Annotated in this window: 15 protein-coding genes and 1 rRNA gene; 10 read left to right on the top strand and 6 right to left on the bottom strand. The window is 61.6% G+C overall.

Going from position 1 to position 19,596, the window contains the following annotated elements:
* Nucleotides 1–74 precede the first annotated feature (74 nt).
* Together V5A26_RS09615 and V5A26_RS09610 are read left to right on the top strand one after the other, a co-directional pair.
* Nucleotides 75–221, top strand: a complete 147-nt coding sequence (locus V5A26_RS09615) for a hypothetical protein (protein WP_332322359.1) — start codon at nucleotides 75–77, stop codon at nucleotides 219–221.
* Between the two features lie 424 nt (nucleotides 222–645).
* On the top strand, nucleotides 646–1,641 hold the full coding sequence (locus tag V5A26_RS09610) for an ornithine cyclodeaminase family protein (protein WP_332321788.1): 996 nt from the start codon (nucleotides 646–648) through the stop codon (nucleotides 1,639–1,641).
* A 70-nt stretch (nucleotides 1,642–1,711) separates the two neighbouring features.
* Here V5A26_RS09610 and leuS read toward each other — a convergent pair whose 3' ends face one another.
* The 4 genes from leuS to lpdA all read right to left on the bottom strand — a co-directional run bounded on the left by leuS (nucleotide 1,712) and on the right by lpdA (nucleotide 7,427).
* Nucleotides 1,712–4,546: a leucine--tRNA ligase gene (gene leuS / locus V5A26_RS09605; RefSeq protein ID WP_332321789.1), complete on the bottom strand. Its 2,835-nt coding sequence runs from the start codon at nucleotides 4,544–4,546 to the stop codon at nucleotides 1,712–1,714.
* A gap of 104 nt (nucleotides 4,547–4,650) precedes the next feature.
* The gene (locus V5A26_RS09600) at nucleotides 4,651–5,091 is read right to left on the bottom strand and encodes an Hsp20/alpha crystallin family protein (protein ID WP_332321790.1); all 441 of its coding nucleotides are present in this window, start codon (nucleotides 5,089–5,091) and stop codon (nucleotides 4,651–4,653) included.
* Between the two features lie 44 nt (nucleotides 5,092–5,135).
* Nucleotides 5,136–5,942, bottom strand: coding sequence for a prephenate dehydratase (pheA, locus tag V5A26_RS09595; RefSeq protein ID WP_332321791.1), 807 nt, complete (start codon nucleotides 5,940–5,942; stop codon nucleotides 5,136–5,138).
* 63 nt (nucleotides 5,943–6,005) lie between these two features.
* A complete protein-coding gene (lpdA, locus tag V5A26_RS09590) occupies nucleotides 6,006–7,427 on the bottom strand; it encodes a dihydrolipoyl dehydrogenase (RefSeq protein WP_332321792.1) in 1,422 nt (473 codons plus the stop codon).
* Between the two features lie 94 nt (nucleotides 7,428–7,521).
* Between lpdA and V5A26_RS09585 the strand changes: the two genes are divergently transcribed.
* From V5A26_RS09585 to pheT, 6 genes are all read left to right on the top strand, one after another.
* Nucleotides 7,522–9,858: a DEAD/DEAH box helicase gene (locus V5A26_RS09585; protein ID WP_332321793.1), complete on the top strand. Its 2,337-nt coding sequence runs from the start codon at nucleotides 7,522–7,524 to the stop codon at nucleotides 9,856–9,858.
* A gap of 40 nt (nucleotides 9,859–9,898) precedes the next feature.
* A complete protein-coding gene (locus V5A26_RS09580) occupies nucleotides 9,899–10,627 on the top strand; it encodes a DUF91 domain-containing protein (RefSeq protein WP_332322358.1) in 729 nt (242 codons plus the stop codon).
* Between the two features lie 48 nt (nucleotides 10,628–10,675).
* Nucleotides 10,676–11,728: a tRNA-intron lyase gene (endA, locus tag V5A26_RS09575; protein ID WP_332321795.1), complete on the top strand. Its 1,053-nt coding sequence runs from the start codon at nucleotides 10,676–10,678 to the stop codon at nucleotides 11,726–11,728.
* Nucleotides 11,729–11,731: 3 nt separating this feature from the next.
* Entirely contained in the window at nucleotides 11,732–13,252 is a 1,521-nt protein-coding gene (locus V5A26_RS09570; protein WP_332321796.1) for a tryptophan--tRNA ligase, read from the top strand.
* A 176-nt stretch (nucleotides 13,253–13,428) separates the two neighbouring features.
* A complete protein-coding gene (pheS, locus tag V5A26_RS09565) occupies nucleotides 13,429–14,934 on the top strand; it encodes a phenylalanine--tRNA ligase subunit alpha (protein WP_332321797.1) in 1,506 nt (501 codons plus the stop codon).
* Nucleotides 14,934–16,649, top strand: coding sequence for a phenylalanine--tRNA ligase subunit beta (pheT, locus tag V5A26_RS09560; protein ID WP_332321798.1), 1,716 nt, complete (start codon nucleotides 14,934–14,936; stop codon nucleotides 16,647–16,649). Before pheS ends, pheT begins: the two co-directional genes overlap by 1 nt.
* Before the next feature lies 1 nt (nucleotide 16,650).
* On the opposite strand, the gene V5A26_RS09555 is transcribed toward pheT, so the two are convergent.
* Both V5A26_RS09555 and V5A26_RS09550 read right to left on the bottom strand, forming a co-directional pair.
* The gene (locus V5A26_RS09555) at nucleotides 16,651–17,700 is read right to left on the bottom strand and encodes a quinone-dependent dihydroorotate dehydrogenase (RefSeq protein WP_332321799.1); all 1,050 of its coding nucleotides are present in this window, start codon (nucleotides 17,698–17,700) and stop codon (nucleotides 16,651–16,653) included.
* 5 nt (nucleotides 17,701–17,705) lie between these two features.
* The gene (locus V5A26_RS09550) at nucleotides 17,706–17,903 is read right to left on the bottom strand and encodes an AbrB/MazE/SpoVT family DNA-binding domain-containing protein (RefSeq protein ID WP_332321800.1); all 198 of its coding nucleotides are present in this window, start codon (nucleotides 17,901–17,903) and stop codon (nucleotides 17,706–17,708) included.
* Between the two features lie 184 nt (nucleotides 17,904–18,087).
* On the opposite strand from V5A26_RS09550, the gene V5A26_RS09545 reads away from it, so the two are divergent.
* Complete coding sequence (locus tag V5A26_RS09545; RefSeq protein WP_332321801.1) at nucleotides 18,088–18,402, top strand: non-histone chromosomal MC1 family protein; 315 nt, start codon at nucleotides 18,088–18,090, stop codon at nucleotides 18,400–18,402.
* 896 nt (nucleotides 18,403–19,298) lie between these two features.
* A 16S ribosomal RNA gene (locus V5A26_RS09540) occupies nucleotides 19,299–19,596 on the top strand; the annotation flags it as partial.

The following is a 19,596-nucleotide window of genomic DNA, read 5'->3' as shown; positions in this document are numbered from 1 at the left end:
CGGGCGCGGTTTGCCCGTGAGCCGGGAGACGACCGAAGGGAGTCTCCGTATGTGCGAGCGGGCGCGGTTTGCCCGTGAGCCGGGAGAGGCGAGCGAAGCGAGTCTCTCCGAACGAACGAGCGGACGAAGTCCGCGAGTTGAGCGGTCGAAGACCGCTCCGATCTGCCGAACGGGCCAGACGGTCCGCGACCCAGAACGAACTGCTCCCCGTTCCCAACTGACCATTCGAAACCGATATTTCTCCCCGGTCGCTCCGTTTCGAGCAAAAATCAGCTGCAAGACGAGACTGCGTTGCTATTGTCATGTAGCTGGCTAGCTGTTGCTTCATCCAGGCGCTCCCTCGGGTGGCCGCTTGCGACATGTTGCACAGCCCAGTTCGTACCCTCGTCTCTAGTTTCAGGCTGGCAGATTCACTGCAATCGTCGACTGGGGGAATCGAGTTTCAGGGGGTGCTGGATACTGCCATATGGGGCCATTTTCAATATGTTATTCCGTACCATGCGGGGTCTCGAGGGAATCATCCCGAAACGTCCGATATGGCCGTCGTGGCGGCCTAATCCCGACAGGTACGCATAATTGAGGCAAGAGATTGACCGCGTATCGAATTCTGGTCCATATAAGTACGGCCTCGTTCAACTTCCGGGTATGCCAGCGCGCACGACGCGCCTCTTGACGAGCGACCAGGTTGATCGCGAGATGCCAATGGACGAACTCATCGACGGCGTGGAGGATGCTTTCCAGGCCTACGAACTGGGGAACGCCCAGATGCCCGCCAAATCCTACATCGATCTCCGGAAGTACAACGGTGACTTCCGCTCGATGCCCGCGTATCTCGAAACCGAGGACTGGGATGCGGCCGCGCTCAAGTGGGTCAACGTCCACCCGGACAACCCAGAGAAGTTCGACCTTCCGACGGTGATGGGCACCGTCATTTACAGCGATCCGGAGACGGCCTATCCACTCGCATTGATCGATGGGACCATTCTCACCCAGAAACGCACCGGCGCGGCTGCTGGCGTCGCCACGGATTATCTGGCCGTCGAGGACGCCTCCTCGATGGGGATTATTGGGGCAGGAATTCAGGCCTACACCCAACTTGAAGCTGTCGCGACGGTTCGAGATATCGAAGAGGTCGTCGTCTCGGACGTCGATAACGAGCAGATCGAGGCGTTCATCGACCACTTCGAGGATCGCTTTGACGTTCGTGGCGGCTCGGTGAGCGAGGCTGCGAGTTGTGATGTCCTCTCGACGGTCACCCCGGTTCGGGAGCCAATCGTCGATCCCGACGACGTCGGCGAGCACACCCACATCAACGCGATGGGGGCCGATGCCGAGGGCAAACAGGAACTGGCGGACGGCCTCTTGCTCGACGCGTCAATCGTCATCGACGACTACGAGCAGTGCACCCACTCGGGCGAGATCAACGTTCCATTCCACGATGGGACACTCGCTGACGATGACATCTACGGCGAGATCGGCGAAATTGTTGCCGGAAACAGAGGGGGTCGCGAGGATATCGAAGGCGTGAGCGTTTTCGACAGCACTGGACTCGCGATTCAGGACGTGGCCGCCGCACACGTCGTCTACGAACACGCGATCGAGGAGGGGTTCGGTACCGAATTCGACCTTCTCGGCGTCTAAAAACGCCTCTTTCGACGGTACAAACACGTAATCCGACGGTACAAACGCGGTATTCCACGGCAAAACCGCCCTACTCGAGGAGAATTGCCGGACGGAACGGCTCAGCTTGACCTGCTTTTTCCGCGTCTACCTCGGTCTCGGAAACGACCTCGACTGTCGCATCGTACTCGGATTCGATGAACGCGGCTGCCTCCTCGTACAGGGCCCATTCGTTGATTTCCGCCATCGCATCGAGTGTCTCACCGGACCGTTCGCGGACGGTTTCGACCAGGCTGCCGACCAGGTCGTTGACCGCCTCACCTCGTTCGCGGAGTTCCGGGTCCTCCATGACCTGCCTCATCGCCCCGCCCTGGTCGGGACCGACTTCGAGGACCGACTCAAAGACCTGGTGTTTCCAATCCGCCGCGAGGAACAGCCGGATCGTTTCGGGGTCGGTGCCCGTCACGTCTACGATATCCCGCACGTCGTCGTACACGCCCTCGACGAACTCCTCCTCGTTTTCGATGACGTCGTTCTGGAGGGCCAGATCGGGCTCCGGCCAGCTTGTGTCTTCGACCGGCTTGCCGACCAACTGCTCATGGAGCTCGTTGGTCATGAACGGGATAATCGGGGCCAACAGACGAAGCCGGGTCCGCAGGACTTCCGCCCTGGTCCAACGGGCACCAGGCCGGTCGAGGTCGGTTCGTTTGCGGTACCACCGCAGGACCTCTTCAAGCTGGAAAAAGGCGTCCTGGCTGGCGTGACGGGTGCTGAACCCCTCCATCGCCTCGGTCACGTCCTGGATGATGCCCTGGAGCTTCGAGAGCAGCCAGCGGTCGATACGGTCCAGGTCAGGCTGGGTGTCCGGAATGTCGGTTTGAATCACCGCACGGGCGCGCCGCCAGAATCCCGAGAGCTGATCACGGGTACCTTGGACATCCTCGGCCCGCCAGTCGTAATCCTGCCAGGGCTCCGCGGAGTTCAGCAGGAAAAATCGGACCGTATCCGCGCCGTACTCCTCGATCGCCTCGGTTGGCAGGACGACATGGCCCTTCGAAGAGGACATTTTCGTGCCTTCGAGCAGGCCCATGCCCATGATCGTGATTCCCTCGGGCCACTGGGACTCCTCGAAGAGTTCTGCGTGGTGGAACAGGTAAAAGGAGAGGTGATTGGAGATGAGGTCGTTCGCGGAGCACCGGTAGTCGACCGGGTACCAGTAGTCCCACTCTTCGCGCAGTTCGAGTGCTCGCTCGTCAGGGTTTTCGACGGCCTCCGCCCCGTAAAACAGCGTGTCGAAGAAGTCCCGTGTGAGCGCGTCGACCGGGACGTCCTCGATACGGTGGGCGATCGTGTAGTAGGCCATGTAGATCGTCGAGTCCGAGAGCGGTTCGATGACGAAATCGTCATCCCACGGGAGCCGGGTGCCCAGCCCGTAGTTCCGGATGGCGGGCCACTCGTTGAGCCAGTCGATCGTGTGGTAGTACTGCTCCCGGGTGTTCTCGGGAATCGCGTCCATCGAGTCGACGATCTTGCGGGTTTCGGCCTTCCAGTCCTCGTCGCTGTAACTCAAAAACCAGGTATCTTGTTTGGCGACCTCGACAGCCCCGCCACAGCGACAGACGACCTCCTCGGAGAACTCGTGCATCGAATCGAAAGCGCCCTGGGACTGGAAGTGCTCGTCCAGTTCCTCGCGGACCTCCTCGATGATCTCGCCGGCGTACTCGTTGTACATCTCCTTCAACTGCCCGGCGTGGAATTCCCGGTTGTAAACCTCCTGGGTCGCCTCTTCGAGGGCCGGGTCATCCTGGTTCCTAATCTCGAACGCCTCGACGGCGTCTTTCGCGGGAAACTCGCCGTACCCCTCTACATCGATGATCGACTGAGGCTCGATTTCCTGGACGGTCTCGGGATCGATCCCGTACGATTCGAGTCGATCGGTGTCGGCTTTGGCCTCTTCCAGAGCCACCCAGTCGTCTGGGCTATGTCCTGGGACGGACATCACGACACCGGTGGCGTTCTCCGGGTCCACGAAGGTGGCTGGGAGGATGCGTACCGATTCCTCGGTGACGGGGTTGGTGACCGTCTCGCCGACGAGCGTTTTGCCGTCGATCTTCCGATTGACCGTCACCCCACGGTGCTGGAGTTCGAGTTTCTCGACGGCCGCCCTCGAGACGATCCAGTCCTCGCCGTCGACGGTCGCCTCGACGTACTCGCCGTCTGGAAGAATGAAGGCGTTCGTAACCCCGCGGACCGTCTCGGGCCGCAGCGTTGCCATCGGAATCGTCCTCCCCTCGTGGTCGAACTTGATGAGCGTATACTCCTGAAATTCGGCCTCCTCACCCTCCAGGATGTCGTGAGTCGTGACCGGATTTTCCTCCTCGGTGCAGTACTTCACGGGATGGAGCCCCTTCTCCAGGCGGCCCCGATCTCGCAGGGTTTGATACTGCCAGGTGATGAACTTCGAATAGCGGTCGTCGTTCGTGGTGAACTCCCGGCGCCAGTCGATCGAGAGCCCCAGTGACTGCATGTTCTTCTTGTAGTGGTTCTCGATGAAGTAGCGGGCGTAGCCCATCGGGGTCTCGAGTGATTCGAGTTCGTCCTCCGGGACCCCATAGGTGTCTCGCAGGACCGAGAGCTGTTCTTCTTCCCCTTTCTGGAGTCGGTTTACGGCCCCGACGATCGGCGTCCCGGTGACGTGCCACCCGAGGGGAAAGAGCACATTGTCACCCTGGAGGCGACGATACCGAGCGTACACGTCCGGGACTGTGTACGTGCGGGCGTGACCGATGTGCATCCCACCACTGGGGTAGGGATACGGGACGGTGACGAAGGTCGCGTCCTCGTCGTCCGGGTCGGCTTCGTACCGGCCACGCTCCGCCCAACGCTCCTGCCACTTGTGCTCGATGTCCCGGGGGGTATAGTCCATACCACTGGGTCGCGTGGCGGCAATAAAAGGACTTGTGACAGCGGATTCGCCGAAACGGTCACCCCAGGGTAGTTACCCTTGGCAATCTTCGCGTTTCAGCGCATTCACTCGATGTCAATCTGGGTTGTCTCCTCACTTTCGTTTGACTTTGGGAGACAGACCGTCAGGACCCCGTTGGTGAACGTCGCTTCGACGTCCTCCTCCGCGACCGGTTCGGGTAGGGACACCCGTCGGTCGATGGACCGCTGTTTTCGCTCACGCCGGATGTACCGATCCGGAGATTCGGCTTCGGCTTCCGTTTCCGTTTCTCGATCGGCCCGGATCCGCAACTGGTCGTCGATGATTTCGACCTCGATGTTCTCGCTGTCAAAGCCCGGTAGGTCCGCCGTGACCTCGAAAGCATCCTCGAACTCCCCAAGGTCGACGTTGAGCCGCCCGGGCAGGGCCGACTCGATGCCACGCAACTGGTCGGATTCCTGGAACTGCTTGCTCATTTTCTCAAGCATGCGTTCGATCTCCTCGAAGGGGTTTTTCTTTCGTGTCATGCAGTATTGTATTGGAACGCGAAGGACAAAAAGATGTTCCCCCGTCAAACGACGTGTTCAACGTCGTAGGACCCCATGCGCTTAATCCACCCGTTCTCGGCGACGGTCTCAATGTCGGCAATCGCGGCCTGGGTTCGCTCCTCGTACAATCCTGCTTCGAGGTCGATGTGGAAGACGTAGTCTCCAAGTCGCTCACCACTGGGCCTGGACTCGAGGCGCGAGAGGTTGATATCCCGGTCGGCAAATGGTTCGAGAAGTTCGAGGAGGAGACCGGGGTAGTTGGTGTTCGGATAGACGATGAGTGATGTCTTCCCGCCCGATTCGGTCCTGGTATCCGGACCGGCGATTGCAAAAAACCGGGTCGCGTTCGAGGTCCGGTCCTGTATGTCCTCGGCGAGCACCGACAGCTCCTCGCCCGCGTTGTCGGGATGTCCAATTCCGGCGATAGAGGCATCCTGGCGGGCCCGTTTGACGCCCTTGGCGGTCGAGGCTACCGCTTCGAGGTCGACCTCGGAATACTCCTTGAGGAGGAAACTCCGGCACTGGGCGAGGGCCTGTGAGTGACTCGCGACGACCTCGAAGTCCGCTTCCTGGGCCAGTAACGCGTGTTTGATCGGCGTCACGATTTCGCGAGTGACCGCCACGTCGGCGTCTGCGAGCGCGTCCAAACTTTCGGTCACCGACCCCTCGATACTGTTCTCGATCGGCACGACTCCCTGTGCGAACGTTCCGGAGGCGACTCCGCTCACGATCCCGTGGACCGACTCCCGGAAGGCGATCTCGCCCTCCGCGACAGCGGTCGCAGCGCGATGGGAGTAGGTCCCTTCGGGTCCCAGTGTCACGGTGGTCATGGTCCGGGATACAACACCCCATGGGAAAAGGTCATCGGGGCGGTCGGTCGTCGGGTGATCGCTTTACCGATTCAGTGTGTGAATCGCCTGCCCGAGCGCGTTCTCCGCGGCCTCCATCGTGCCTTCACCGAGTGTGGGATGGGTATGAATCGTCTCCGCCACATCTTCGACGGTCGCGCCAGTCTCGACGGCCAACCCGAGTTCGGCGATCAGTTCCGAGGCTTCCGGGCCCACGATCCGGGCTCCGAGCACCGTCCCGGTCTGCGCATCGCCGATGATTCGCAGGAATCCCTCATCATGGCCGGTACTCAACGCTCGGCCGCTGGAACGGAAGGGGAACTCTCCGATTATCGTCTCGAAGCCCGCGTCCTCGGCTTCTGCATCGGATTTGCCCACCATCGCGATCTCCGGGTCGGTAAAGACGGCCGCCGGGACAGCTTTCTCGGCCATCGACGCATCTCCACCTGCGATCGCGTCTGCGGCGACCAGTCCCTCGGCGCTCCCGGCGTGGGCCAGAAGCGGTTCGCCAGCCACGTCACCGATCGCGAAGACGTGGTCCTGAGTGGTGCGGCCCTGGTGGTCGGTCGCCACGAAGCCGTTTTCGTCGAGATCGATGCCAAGTGCATCGATGTTCGCCGAATCGGTGACCGGCTCTCGGCCAACGGCCACAATCGCTCTGTCTGCTGCATACTCGAAGTTCTCGCCGTCTTTCGTTTCGGTTTCGAGGACCAGTCCGGTCTCGGTCTCCCACCAGTCGTTTGCGGCCTCACCGAACTGGAACTTGATGTCGAGATCGGCGGCTCGTTTCTCGACGGGTTGGGTAAGGTCCCGATCGTATCCGGGCAACAGTTCCTCGAGCATCTCGATGACGGTCACGTCGACCCCCAACTTGGCAAAGATCATCGAGAGTTCCATCCCGATGTAGCCGGCCCCGACGACCACCAGTTCTTCTGGAAGCTCCGTGAGGTCCAGGGCGTGTCGGGACGACAGGATGTGCTCACCGTCGAACTCGAAGCCTGGGATTTCGATGGGTCGCGAACCGGTCGCCACGATCGCGTGATCGAACTCGAAGGCTGCAGTCCCCTCCTCGTCTGCCAGATCGACAGTGAGCGAGTGCTCGTCTTCGAACGTGGCCCAGCCCTCGACGATGTTCACGCGGTTTGCCTTGCAGAGTTTCTCGACGGCGCCAGTGAGCGTGTCGACGACCCCGTCCTTCCAGTCGACCATCTCGCCGAAGTCGACGTCGGGGTCGGCATAGACGCCCATTTCCTCGGCGTCGTCGGCCTCGTAAGCCACGTTCGTGGCATGGATGAGTGCCTTTGAGGGAATACACCCAAAGTTCAGACACGTTCCCCCGAATTCGCCAGCCTCGACGAGTGTCACGTCGAAATCGAGTTGGGCGGCCCGGATCGCGGCAACGTAGCCTCCGGTACCGGCCCCGACGATCGCAACTTCCGTCTGTGTCGCCTCCACATCTCGTGCCATTACCGAGGCATTACCGGTGGGGGCCTTTTGAGCGGTTCCCTTCTGTCATCGCGGACGAAACGCCTATGCGCCGACCGCCCGTCCCACGTTCCAGATGGAGGTCGCCGAAGTAGTCCCAGAATTCGCCGACGTGTTTTCCTTCGATGCCTTCAACGAGATGCAGCGGACGGCCCTCCCGGCAGTTCTGGAGCACGAGGACAACGTCGTAATCAGCGCGCCCACGGGAAGCGGGAAGACGGCGCTGGCCGAACTCGCCATCACCAAGACCATCGCGGATGGAGGGACCGCACTCTTCATCGCGCCGATGCGGGCCCTCACGAACGAAAAGGAAAGCGAGTGGGAGCGGATCGAGCAACTGGGCTATTCCGTGTACGTCGTGACCGGTGAGCGGGACCTCAACCCCCGCCGAGCGGAGCGAGCCGATGTGCTTGTGATGACGCCGGAGAAGGTCGATTCCGCGACTCGCAAACACGAGACGCCCCGATACGCCTTCGTCACGGACGTGGATGTCGTCGTGATCGATGAGGTGCACCTGCTCGATTCGCGCTCCAGAGGGAGCGTTCTGGAAGTCGTTGTTGCCCGCCTTCGACGCCTCGTCGACCCCAGATTCGTCGCCCTTTCGGCGACGATGCAAAACATCGAGGAAGTCGCCGCCTGGCTGGACGCTCCCGAGGAGATGACCTTCGACTTTGGCCCCCGGTATCGACCGGTTGATCTCCATGCCGGGGTTGAAACCTATACCCACGGCGACAATGCCTTCGCCGACAAGTATCGGCGGCTCTACACGGCGCTCGATCTGGCCGAACCGCATCTCGACGAGGACGGCCAGGCGCTGGTCTTCGTCTCCTCGCGACAGGACACCGTCAAGGCCGCTGAAAAGGCACGGGACGAAATCGCGCAACGGGACATTCCGGTCGGGGACCGAGGCGATTATGACTTCCATTCGCGCACGCAGGTCCTCGACAACGATACGCTGCGTCAGTCCGTGCTCGACGGGGTGGCCTTCCACCACGCGGGTCTTTCGAAAAACGACAAGGACCACGTCGAGGAATGGTTCCGCGAGGGGCGAATCGATCTCCTGTTTTCCACCTCGACGCTCGCCTGGGGGGTCAATCTCCCGGCGCGGTGCGTGGTGATTCGAGACACGAAACTCCACGACCCGCTGGAAGGCGAGGTTGACATGAGCCCGCTCGACATCCTCCAGATGTTGGGCCGGGCCGGCCGGCCGGGATACGACGACGTGGGCTATGGCTGGGTGATCGCTGATAGGGTCGAGGCCGACAAGTATCGGCAGCTCCTTCGGGACGGGAAGGAGATCGAGTCCCGACTGGCGGACAACCTCCCCGAACACGTCAACGCGGAGATCGCGCTGGGGACGATCACCGGGCTGGAAGACGTTCTGGACTGGCTCGAAACGACGTTTTACTTCCAACGGGCCAACTACGCCCCTGGGGAGGACGCCTACGACGACGTCCGCGAACGTGTCCGAAGGGTGCTCGATGACCTCCTTGAGCGGGGTTTTGTCGAAACCGAAGGCGAATTGGGTCTCTCAGCGACCCTGATGGGCCAGTTAGCCTCTCGATACTACCTCCGATTGCAGACTGCAGAACGGTTTCGTGGCCTCGTCGATACCGAACCAGCGGCGGAAGCGATTCTTGGCGCTGTGGCCCAGGGCGAGGAGTTCGACAGTGTGAGCGCTCGCGGCGACGAGCGGGATGCGATCGAGGCGGTTCTCGGCCGCGATACGGGGTCGCTCGACCAGGGAGCCCGGAAAATTCTCGCGATCCTCGAAGCGAGCATGGGCGGGGAGTTACCCCCCGAACTCCGCTCGGACGCTTGGGTCATCAAGCAGAACGCCCTCCGCTTGCTCGCGGCCGTGCGTGCCTTCTTCGACCGTTTCGATCGACCGGCCGGCGCGAACCTCTGTCGCCGAATCGAGGCGCGGGTCGAGACCGGGGTCCCACCGGAGGCGGTTGGGCTGACCGCGATCTCCGGGATTGGTGCCGGTCGCGGACAGCGGTTGTCCCAAGCGGGGATTTGCAGGCCGGGCGCGGTTGTCGACGCCGGGGTCTCAGGATTGGTCGACGCCGGGTTGGGCGAGGAAGTCGCCAGCAACGTCCTGGGTCAGGCCAAACAACTCCCGCGGATACGAATCGATTGGGGGGCGTTTCCGGAGTCGGTCCAGGCCGGGGAAAACGACATGCAGGAGGTGCGTCTGAGTACGGGCGGTAGTGGGGCTCGACTCGGAATCAGGGTCACGGTCAACGGGGTGGAAATGACTCGGTCAGTTCGCTACGTTGCCGATGCGGAGACAGTGCCGGTGGGCGTTTTCGGAGCCGATGACGAGGAACTCACCTACGCGATCGAAGTTACCTTCCCCGATCTGCCACTCCGGCCACATCGGGAAACCCGGACGGTCTCCGTGCGGTAATCGCTGAGGTTTTTATCCGAAGGTCGGGCCAGAGTGGCCCATGCAGGACACGATTCGCGTGATCGCAGGTCGCTGTACCGTTCGCCACGAAGCAGACGAACACACGGAAACGGAGGGTAGCGTCGTCGTCCTCGTTAAACCGGACAACACGGTTCTCGTGCACGATGCCGAGGGGTATCGGCCAGCAGGATGGCTCACCAGAGCGGACTCGGTCCAACTCTCAATGTCGGAGGAATCCTTCGATCTCCGAGCGACGACGGGTGACGAACGGCTCCTGGTTTCCGGAACGGACCCCGCTGTCGCCGAATTTCCAGTGACTACTGCCGGACCTCATGTGGGAACCTGCCCGTCCTGTGGGGAGTCGATGGTTCGGTCTGCCGGCGAAGTCACGTGTCTCGGCTGTAAGACCAGCTATGCGCTCCCCCGTGATGCCACAGTCACCGATTCAACTTGTGAGCACTGCGGCTTGCCCACGATATCAGTCACCCGCGGCACCGATCTGGAGGTTTGTCTGGATCGGGAGTGTGAGCCAATCGACGCGGCAGTCGAGTCGGCCTTCGACGGGGCGTGGGCGTGTCCAACCTGTGGGACGGATCTGGACATCGCCCGGAACCGGACTCTCGGGGCCCAGTGTCCGGACTGTGAGACACACTATCCGATTCCGAACGGGACCGTCGACGGGACCTGTGCGTGTGGACTCCCCTGGTTCGAGACCGCTCACGGGGGTCGCTGTCTCGATCCCGAGTGCTCGACTGGGACAATCGAGTAGCGAGTCGCCGAGAGTCACATTGATGCGGGCCCCGGCCGACCACCCAATATGGACGCTGTGCTGCGCGACGGCGAAATTCACGTCGGTGGGGACGCCCGTCAGCGCTTCCACGACTCGCGTGGCTACGGCCGCCCACTCGAGGGCGATCGAATCGCCCTTGCACCTGTTGAAGCTGCCCACCTTCTCTACCGGGGGGACCTCGACACCGTTTCGGGTCAGGGCTTTCAGGAGTTTCTGACAACCAGGGAGCCCGGCTTTGGCCCCCGGTTTCTGGTGTACGTCGATCTGCGGGATCGGGGCTTCTATCTCTCGCCCGCTCGAGCGGGGTGGGTTCAAACTGAACGCGATTCCGACGAGTTTGCGGCAATCGACTTCGTGGTCTATCCACGGGGAAAAGGCCCGAGAGATGGGGAAATCGCCTATCGAGTAACTGTCGTGGGGGAACGGGCCGAAATCAGGGCCGCGTCCCTTACATCGGGGGTGCTCGCTGTCGTCGACGAAGAGGGTGATCTCACCTATTTGGAGGTCTCCGGCTTTGATCCGAGGGGCGAGACCGAGTTCGACCCAGACGAGGCCGCAATGGGGACCCTCCTTGATGATCGCGTTCTTGTTTGGAATCCCCCGGAAAGCCTGCACGAGGACGGCTTTTACGGACAGCCACTCGCAGGCCGGGGCGCCACCCACGAGGTCCTCCATCTCTCCCTGCTCGAAGCCGCGGACCTTGCGGCACGGGGAATTTTGCAACTCGAATCGGGGGATGGTTTCGAACGGCTGTTGGAGCGGGGCCGAACCGTCGAGGGCGAACGGTTCGACCGCCGCCTTCGCATCTATCGGACGCTCCGAGACCGCGCCGCAGTCCCTCGAACGGGATTCAAGTTCGGTGCTGATTTCAGGGTCTACCGGGCCGTGGAATCGGCTTCTGAACTCGGGCATTCTGAGTTTCTCGTGCGTGTTCGGCCCCCGGACCACGTGTTCGGGCCGCGGGACCTGGCCCTTGACGTCCGGATGGCCCAGGGGGTCAGGAAACGAATGGTTTTTGCCCTCAACGGGGCGAACGGAGAACAGACACGGTGGCTGGCGGTTGGCCGCCTGACGCCCTAATCCATGACTGACGATACACCTCCCGAGGACCCGGCGGCCGACGGCGCCGATTCGGTGGCGCTCGATCCGTGGGGTTCCTCGACCATCGCGAATTATCGCTCGCTCTTCGAGGAGTTTGGCATCGAGGCCTTCGAGACGATGCTTCCCGACGTTCCCTCGCCCCATTACCTGATGCGGCGGGCCATCATCTTCGGCCATCGGGACTATGGCCGCGTCGTCGATGCCATGCGGGCCGATGAACCCTTCGCCGCGCTCTCCGGGTTCATGCCGACCGGCGACCCGCATATCGGTCACAAATTGGTTTTTGACGAACTCATCTGGCACCAGGAGCAGGGCGGTGATACCTACGCGCTCATCGCAGATCTGGAGGCTCACAGCGCTCGGGGGCTCTCGTGGGACGAGATCGACGAGCACGCAGAGGACTACCTCCTCTCGCTTCTGGCCTTTGGCTTCGATCCGGATGACGGAACCCTCTACCGTCAGTCCGAACACCGCGAGGTTCAGGACCTGGCCTTCGAGTTGGGTATCGAAGCCAACTTCTCCGAGCTCGGTGCGATTTACGGCTTTGAGGGCGGGACCGACGTCTCACACATGCAGAGTGTCGTCACCCAGGTGGCGGACATCCTCTATCCCCAACTCGAGGAGCCAAAACCCACGGTCATCCCGGTCGGACCGGACCAGGACCCGCATATGCGACTTGCCCGCGATCTGGCGTCCAGAATGCGCTATTTCGGCGTGACGACGGCCTACGCCAGTTTCGAGGCCAAACCCGAGGAGCGCACACAACTCGAGCGTGCCTACGAGGCCCTGGCTGGAAACGAGACGGTTCGGTGTGCCGAGGCAGCCGACTGGCTCGAAACCGCTGGAGACGGAGCGGCCATCGAGGGGGCTATCGAGAAACTGCGAGCGGCCGGAGAGGAACCGCTCCGCCCACGAGTCCGGTTCCTCGACCGGAACGCAACCGCGGCAGCGTTCGAAGCCCTCATCGAAGCCGTCGAGGGGGAAAAACGGGTCTACGACGAACACGTCGACGCCTTCGACATGGAATTGGCGAACGCTGAAGAACTCGCCCGGCAGGTCGAGGTAGATCATGGGGGTCACGGCTTCATCCAACCATCCTCGATCTACCACCGTTTCATGACCGGGCTCACCGGTGGCAAAATGTCCTCCTCGATCCCGGCAAGTCACATCAGCCTCCTCGACGAGCCCTCCGAGGGGGCTGATAAGGTTCGGGAGGCGACCACTGGCGGCCGCGAAACCGCAGCGGAACAGCGGGAACTCGGTGGCGAACCGGACAAGTGTCCGGTGTACGAGCTCTACGCCTACCTGCTCGCGGGAGACGACGACGAGTACGCCGAACGGGTGTATGCTGAGTGTGCGGGCGGGGAACGGCTCTGTGGCGGCTGCAAGAACGAAGCCGCCGAGGAGATGGAGTCCTTCCTCGAAACCCATCAGGAGCGCCGTGAGGAACTTCGCCCCGTCCTCGAGGACCTGGACGTGGCGATCAACCCTGATCGGATCTGAGCCGGAAAGCCGGCTTCGCAACGTTTTTAGCCGTCCTCGTGGCACTCGTACCCATGCTTGCCGAATCCACAAGCGGATCGCAGCGAGCCGGCGATGAGCCCCTTCCCGCTGGGTTCGGCTTCTTTTTCGGGGCCTGAAAACGCTCGTCCCGAAGACACGATGACAGATTCCAGACGATGAAACTCCCCAAAACCCAGGTCGCGGTGCTCGAAGCAGCGAGCGCCGACGAACCTGAAGACATCGACGAACTCGCCGCACAGCTCTCGGAGAAACCCGAAACGGTCACCGGGGCGGCGTTTGCCCTCGAGGCGGAGGGACTGCTTTCGGTGACCGAATCGGCCGACACGGACGTTTCGCTGACCGAGGAAGGACGGCGGTACGCCCAGGGCGGCCTTCCGGAGGTCCGTCTCTATCAAGCGGCACTCGAAGCCAGGGCCGACGAGCACCCTGTCTCGATGGGCGAGGTGCTCGGTGCCGCAAACCTCGACGGCGAAGCGGTTGATATCGCGCTTTCGAACTTCGCCCGAAAGGGCTACGGCGAAATCGACTCCGGTGAACTCACTGCAGACTCCGAGGCAGCCCCAGTCGAAGACGTCGAAGCCCAGGCGCTCCAGGCTGTCGCCGGCGGCGAACCGATCGACGAGGCGGTCCGTGACTCCTTGGAGTCGCGCAACCTCGTCGAGACCACCGAGCGAACCAAACGGGCCGTGACACTGACCGACGCCGGTGTCACCGAACTCATGGCTGGCGTCGAGGCCACCGAACGAGTGGATCGCTTGACCCCCGAGCATCTCAGTTCAGGCGACTGGACGGACGTGTCGTTTGCGGACTACAACGTCGAAGCCGACGCCGATGCCCCCACCCCGGGCAAACGCCATATCCTTCGCCAGGCAGCCAAGCGGGTCAAGGAGGTCCTGGTTGGGATGGGGTTCGATGAGATGGAGGGCCCCCATGTCGACGCTGATTTCTGGATCAACGACTGTCTGTTCATGCCCCAGGACCATCCCGCGCGAACACACTGGGACCGCTTTGCGCTCGAATCGCCGAGCAAGATCGATGAACTGCCCGAAGATCTCGTCGAACGGGTCGAACGGGCTCACAGGGAGGGTGTCGGCGAGAATGGTGATGGCTATCATTCCCCATGGAACCGGGAGTTCGCTGCCGAACTTGCCCTTCGAGGGCATACCACCTCGCTTTCCGCGCGATATCTTTCCGGCGAACAGGCCGGGGAACTCGAACCGCCCCAACGGTTCTTCAGCGTGGAGAAAGCCTACCGGAACGACACCCTGGATGCGACTCACCTGCTGGAGTTCTTCCAGATCGAGGGGTGGGTGATGGGCGAGGACCTCACGGTGCGGGACCTGATGGGAACGTTCACGGAGTTCTACAGCCACTTTGGCATCACCGACCTCCGATTCAAACCGACCTACAACCCCTACACCGAGCCGAGTTTCGAGTTGTTCGGTCGGCACCCAAAAACAGACGAACTCATCGAGATCGGCAACAGCGGGATCTTCCGCCCCGAAATGTTGGACCCACTCGGTGTCGAGGGCGATGTCATGGCTTGGGGGTTGGCCCTGGAACGCCTGCTCATGCTCATAACCGGCTTCGAAGACATCCGGGACGTCCACGGGACGCTGGCTGATCTTGAATTCCTCCGTGGCGTGGAGGTGGAGTACTGATGCCGGTCGTTGCTGTTGACCCGGACGAACTCCGGGAGCTGACCGGCCACGGGGAGAAAAGCGTCGACGAACTCAAAGACGACCTGTTCGCGCTGGGGATCGAGTACGAGGGCGAGACCGAGGAGGGGAAGATGCGTCTGGAGTTCGAGGCCGACCGGCTTGATCGGCTCTCTATCACGGGCATCGCCCGGTCGCTGGGCCACCACTACGGCGATCTCATGGGGATCCATGTGCCCGATACGAACAGCCCGGACTGGACGATCGAGGTCGAAGAAAGTGTCTCCGAGGAGCGGCCCTATGTCACAGGGGCGATCGTGCGGGGCCTGGATCTGGACCAAACGGACCTTGACGCCATCATTCAACTACAGGAGAAGCTCCATGCCACGATGGGGCGCAAACGGGCGAAGGGGGCAATCGGAGTCCACGATCTGACGATGTTGAAGGGCTCCGGTCCCGAATCAGAGGGTGGTAAATCCATTCGCTACGTCGGCGTGGATCCGGACGGCGACCAATTCGTCCCACTCGATAGTGACGAGGCGATGACTCCCGCTGCTGTGCTCACCGAGCATCCGACCGGTCGGGAGTACGCCGAACGGGTTTCCGAATACGATCGGTATCCGGCCATCTACGACGAAATCGGTTTGTTCAGCTTCCCACCGGTGATCAACGGCAAGCGGACGGAGGTTTCTGTCGAGTCACGAGACCTGTTTATCGAGATGACGGGGACCGACCAGTGGACCATCGACAAGATGCTCGCAATCATGGTGTACGCGTTGGACGCGCGTGGTGGGCAAGCCGAATCGGTGAGGGTTTCGTATCCTGACCGGGACCTGGTTCGCCCGGACCTCTCGATTTCGACGAAGACCCTTACCCATGAACGCGTCGAAGACACGCTCGGGCTTGATCTCGACCCGGCGGAACTTCGGGACCTGCTGGACCGGGCTGGCCTCGAAGCCGAGGAGGACCAGACCGACGATTCAACTGGGATCTACGAGGTCCGGATTCCGCCCTACCGGGTCGATGTGCTCCACCCGGTCGATCTGGTCGACGACATCGGGCGGGCCTACGGCTTCAATCAACTCGTGCCCCGCTACCCGGACGTGAGCACGGTTGGGGCACGGACAGAAGCGTCTCGGCACGAAGAGGCGGTCCGTGACCTGCTGGTCGGACTGGGGTTCGAGGACCTCCTCAATTTCAATCTGACCAGCCCCGCCGAACTGTTCGACCGAATGACCCTTGACCCGGAGGAGTCCGCCTATGGGGCCGGCGAACCGCCCGAACTCATCGAATCCTACAGCGAGGACTTCACCGTCCTGCGGACGTGGGCCCTGCCGTCGCTTATGCAGGTCCTCGAAAACAACACCCATCGGTCCTATCCTCAGCATCTCTCGGAGATCGGGTTTGTCGCGGAGGTCGACGAGTCGACGGTGACGAACGTGGCTGAGGGGCGCTCTGTCACGGCCGCCCTGGCTGGTCCTGAGGCGTCCTATGAGAGCGCGAAGGGGCGATTGCAGGTGCTCGCGGACAACTTCGGCACGTCACTCGAAACCCCGGCAACGACCCATCCGACCTTCATCGATGGCCGGGTCGCAAAGGTGGTTCTCGACGGACGTGAAGTCGGTGTCATCGGCGAACTCCATCCTGCCGTGCTCGTCGAACACGATCTGGAAGTGCCGGCGGCCGGGTTCGAATTCGATCTCGACGGACTCCGATAACTCAATCGAGGTCTGCGCCCACGGCAGCCCCAACCGAGTCGAAGCCGTCGGCCTCGAGCAGGTCGAGCAGGCCGTTGTTGATATCCCTGGCGACGGTGGGGCCCTGGTAAATAAAGCCCGTGTAGAGTTGCACCAGATCGGCGCCCGCTCTGATCTTTTCGTACGCGTCCGCCGCTGTGAAGATCCCGCCGACACCGACGACCGGCAAGTCCGTTCGCTTTGCGACGAACCGGACTGTTTGAGTCGCCCGATCGGCGATCGGCTTACCGGAGAGGCCACCGGTTTCACTGGCATTGTCTCCCGCGAGGCTGTCGGGCCGTCTGATGGTGGTGTTCGTCGCCACGATCCCATCGAGGCCGACTGTCTCTGCCAACTCCACGACGTCGGCGATGGCCTCCTTGTGGAGGTCCGGTGAGAGTTTGACGAGTAGAGGGTGTGCACCCGCATCCGAGAGGGTACTCAGTATCGCTTCGAGGGGCTCGCGGTCCTGGAGTTCGCGGAGCCCTGGCGTGTTCGGGCTGGAGACGTTGACCACGAAGAAATCAGCGTCAGACGCGACTTGTTCGTAGCTGTACAGGTAATCCGCGGGGGCGTCTTCCAGGGGCGTGGTTTTCGTTTTCCCGATGTTGGCCCCGATTGGGACCGCGGGGTCGGTGGTTGCCAACCGATCGGCCACCACGTCCGCGCCCGCGTTATTGAATCCCATTCGGTTGATGATCGCTTTGTCCTCCGGGAGTCGAAAGAGCCTGGGACGAGGATTCCCGGGCTGTCCCTCCGCGGTGATGGCCCCGATTTCGATGTGCCCAAAGCCCAGCGTCCCCAGAATGCGTGGGATGCGGGCGTTTTTATCGAAGCCCGCGGCAACACCAACTGGATTCGGGAATTCCGTGTCGAAGACTGTCGTCTGCAGTCGTGGATCCCTAACTTGCAGGCGGCTTTCGAGCAGAGAGAGGAACGGTTCCCGTTGGCCGGCTCTAAGCGATGTTACGACGACTTCGTGGGCAGTCTCAGGTGGGAGCCTGAATAGGAGCTGACGGAGGGAACCGTACATGCCGATCAGAAGTCGTGTTCCACGTCCTCAGGGTCGGCTTTCTGAATGATAATCTTGTCCTCGCGCACCCGCACGAAGACTTCGTCGCCGATTTCGAGCCCGGCGACGGCCAGTTCGTCCTCGTGGAGGTTCACGTGTGCATTGTGGTACGCTTCATCCTCGCCTTTTGCTCCTGACGGGCTGAGCGTCTTCTTTCGAACCATCGAGGGGTCTTAGGTGCCCTTGGCCGCAGCGGATACTTAAGTTCTTCCGAGTCCGTTTCCAATCGGATCGTGGCTTTGCCCCGGCGGGTCAGTTCAATAACCCGGCGACTGGCCGCCGATTCGGGCCGTTTTGGCCGGTATATTTATACCACATTCTTGTGTTGGGTTCGCATGGGACATAATCATGGTACGAGAGGACGGCAAGCGGAACTTCGCGCTTCGTGAGAGTGACGGCTCAGAACCGAGTGTGTTCAGCGGGAATACACCACGTCAAGCAGCCAAAAAGGCGGCCAGACGACTTTCTGACGCGGGCGATTCGGAATCGTCTGCCCCACGCACGGAAATCCGCCTTCGCGAAAAAGGGACCGACAAAGTACACATCTACGAAGCCTGGGCCTGGGACGAGAGTGCGCCTGAGGATTCGCCGGATTGGATGCCCGAAGAAATCACGAAAGGAAACGTCTCCAAACAGGGGATCGAACACCTCGAAGAGGTCTGACCACTCGAAACGATTACCCACTCGCCGTCCGATAGGGACACCTGCGCGGTTTCAACTCGGCCCGACCGAGCGTACGAACGCGGGATGACCGGCCGCCCTCCGACCGCGCAACAGTTCGTTCTAGGACAACTGAACCACTAGCCAGGCAGCTGGGTCCAACTGCTGTTTTTCGTGGCGCTTGAAGGGTCCGCTGAACCGGTATTGAAACGTCATTTCGGCGCCCCTCCGAGCGCTCAAGAGTGTGTCGATCCCGCCGCCTTCCTGCCATGAAACACCGTCACGATGTGGGTTCGGTTCGACGGCCTTATACGGAACCCTGGCTTCGAATGTGATGTGAAGATGAGGTGGCCCAGGTGACTGGCGCCACTGATGTACGATGCCGACATCGAACTGGAGTTTGGTTCGATGCCCTTATGTACGACCTGGCGATTCCGGTATAATGTGTTCGGTGGGCGACTTTGGTGTCGCTCCGCCTTCCGATCGCCGGAGGTCCTGCCGCCGTGGCACGGGCCGACATCGAGCCGGAGTTCGGTTCGATGCCCTTATGTACAACCGACGATTCGGGATTAATGTGTTCGACGGGCGACCTCAGTGTCGCGCCGTCACCCCGATCGCCGGCGTTCTGTGTCATTCTGACACGGAGATACTTTCGGCATCGGTTTCCCGATGGACCGACCATCGGGGCCGGACCCCTTCGAAGGGTTTAACCCCTTTCGTTGCCTACTAATGGGTCCGAAGGAAATGAGGATTCCACCCCTGCGGTCCGCCGTACAGATGGGATCTGATGTTAGCCTTGATGGTTTGGTGATATCCGGTCGGTCACGTTCGTTGTGGCCTACCGATACCCGCCAACCAGAGTGACTCTCTCTGGCCTGCCGGGGTTTTTCCCCGGCAACATTCCGGTTGATCCTGCCGGAGGCCATTGCTATCGGAGTCCGATTTAGCCATGCTAGTTGCACGGGTTTAGACCCGTGGCGAAAAGCTCAGTAACACGTGGCCAAGCTACCCTGTGGACCAGAATAACCTCGGGAAACTGAGGACAATTCTGGGTAACGCTCCCCTATTGGAATATGGGGAGTTGGAAATGCGTTATGCGCCACAGGATGCGGCTGCGGCCGATTAGGTTGACGGTGGGGTAACGGCCCACCGTGCCCATAATCGGTACGGGTTGTGAGAGCAAGAGCCCGGAGACGG

This window comes from Halodesulfurarchaeum sp. (assembly GCF_036626455.1).
GTDB lineage: Archaea > Halobacteriota > Halobacteria > Halobacteriales > Halobacteriaceae > Halodesulfurarchaeum.
Note: the sequence above shows the minus strand (reverse complement) of the source record. Positions and strands in the feature narration are given on the sequence as shown.

Excerpts from the sequence above, each read along its gene's own strand:
- lpdA (WP_332321792.1), bottom strand. The coding sequence starts at position 7,427 with ATGGCACGAGATGTGGAGGCGACACAGACGGAAGTTGCGATCGTCGGG.
- V5A26_RS09550 (WP_332321800.1), bottom strand. The coding sequence starts at position 17,903 with ATGGTTCGAAAGAAGACGCTCAGCCCGTCAGGAGCAAAAGGCGAGGAT.
- leuS (WP_332321789.1), bottom strand. The coding sequence starts at position 4,546 with ATGGACTATACCCCCCGGGACATCGAGCACAAGTGGCAGGAGCGTTGG.
- V5A26_RS09585 (WP_332321793.1), top strand. The coding sequence starts at position 7,522 with ATGGAGGTCGCCGAAGTAGTCCCAGAATTCGCCGACGTGTTTTCCTTC.
- V5A26_RS09545 (WP_332321801.1), top strand. The coding sequence starts at position 18,088 with ATGGTACGAGAGGACGGCAAGCGGAACTTCGCGCTTCGTGAGAGTGAC.
- pheS (WP_332321797.1), top strand. The coding sequence starts at position 13,429 with ATGAAACTCCCCAAAACCCAGGTCGCGGTGCTCGAAGCAGCGAGCGCC.
- pheT (WP_332321798.1), top strand. The coding sequence starts at position 14,934 with ATGCCGGTCGTTGCTGTTGACCCGGACGAACTCCGGGAGCTGACCGGC.
- V5A26_RS09600 (WP_332321790.1), bottom strand. The coding sequence starts at position 5,091 with ATGACACGAAAGAAAAACCCCTTCGAGGAGATCGAACGCATGCTTGAG.
- V5A26_RS09580 (WP_332322358.1), top strand. The coding sequence starts at position 9,899 with ATGCAGGACACGATTCGCGTGATCGCAGGTCGCTGTACCGTTCGCCAC.
- V5A26_RS09570 (WP_332321796.1), top strand. The coding sequence starts at position 11,732 with ATGACTGACGATACACCTCCCGAGGACCCGGCGGCCGACGGCGCCGAT.
- V5A26_RS09555 (WP_332321799.1), bottom strand. The coding sequence starts at position 17,700 with ATGTACGGTTCCCTCCGTCAGCTCCTATTCAGGCTCCCACCTGAGACT.
- V5A26_RS09610 (WP_332321788.1), top strand. The coding sequence starts at position 646 with ATGCCAGCGCGCACGACGCGCCTCTTGACGAGCGACCAGGTTGATCGC.
- endA (WP_332321795.1), top strand. The coding sequence starts at position 10,676 with ATGGACGCTGTGCTGCGCGACGGCGAAATTCACGTCGGTGGGGACGCC.
- pheA (WP_332321791.1), bottom strand. The coding sequence starts at position 5,942 with ATGACCACCGTGACACTGGGACCCGAAGGGACCTACTCCCATCGCGCT.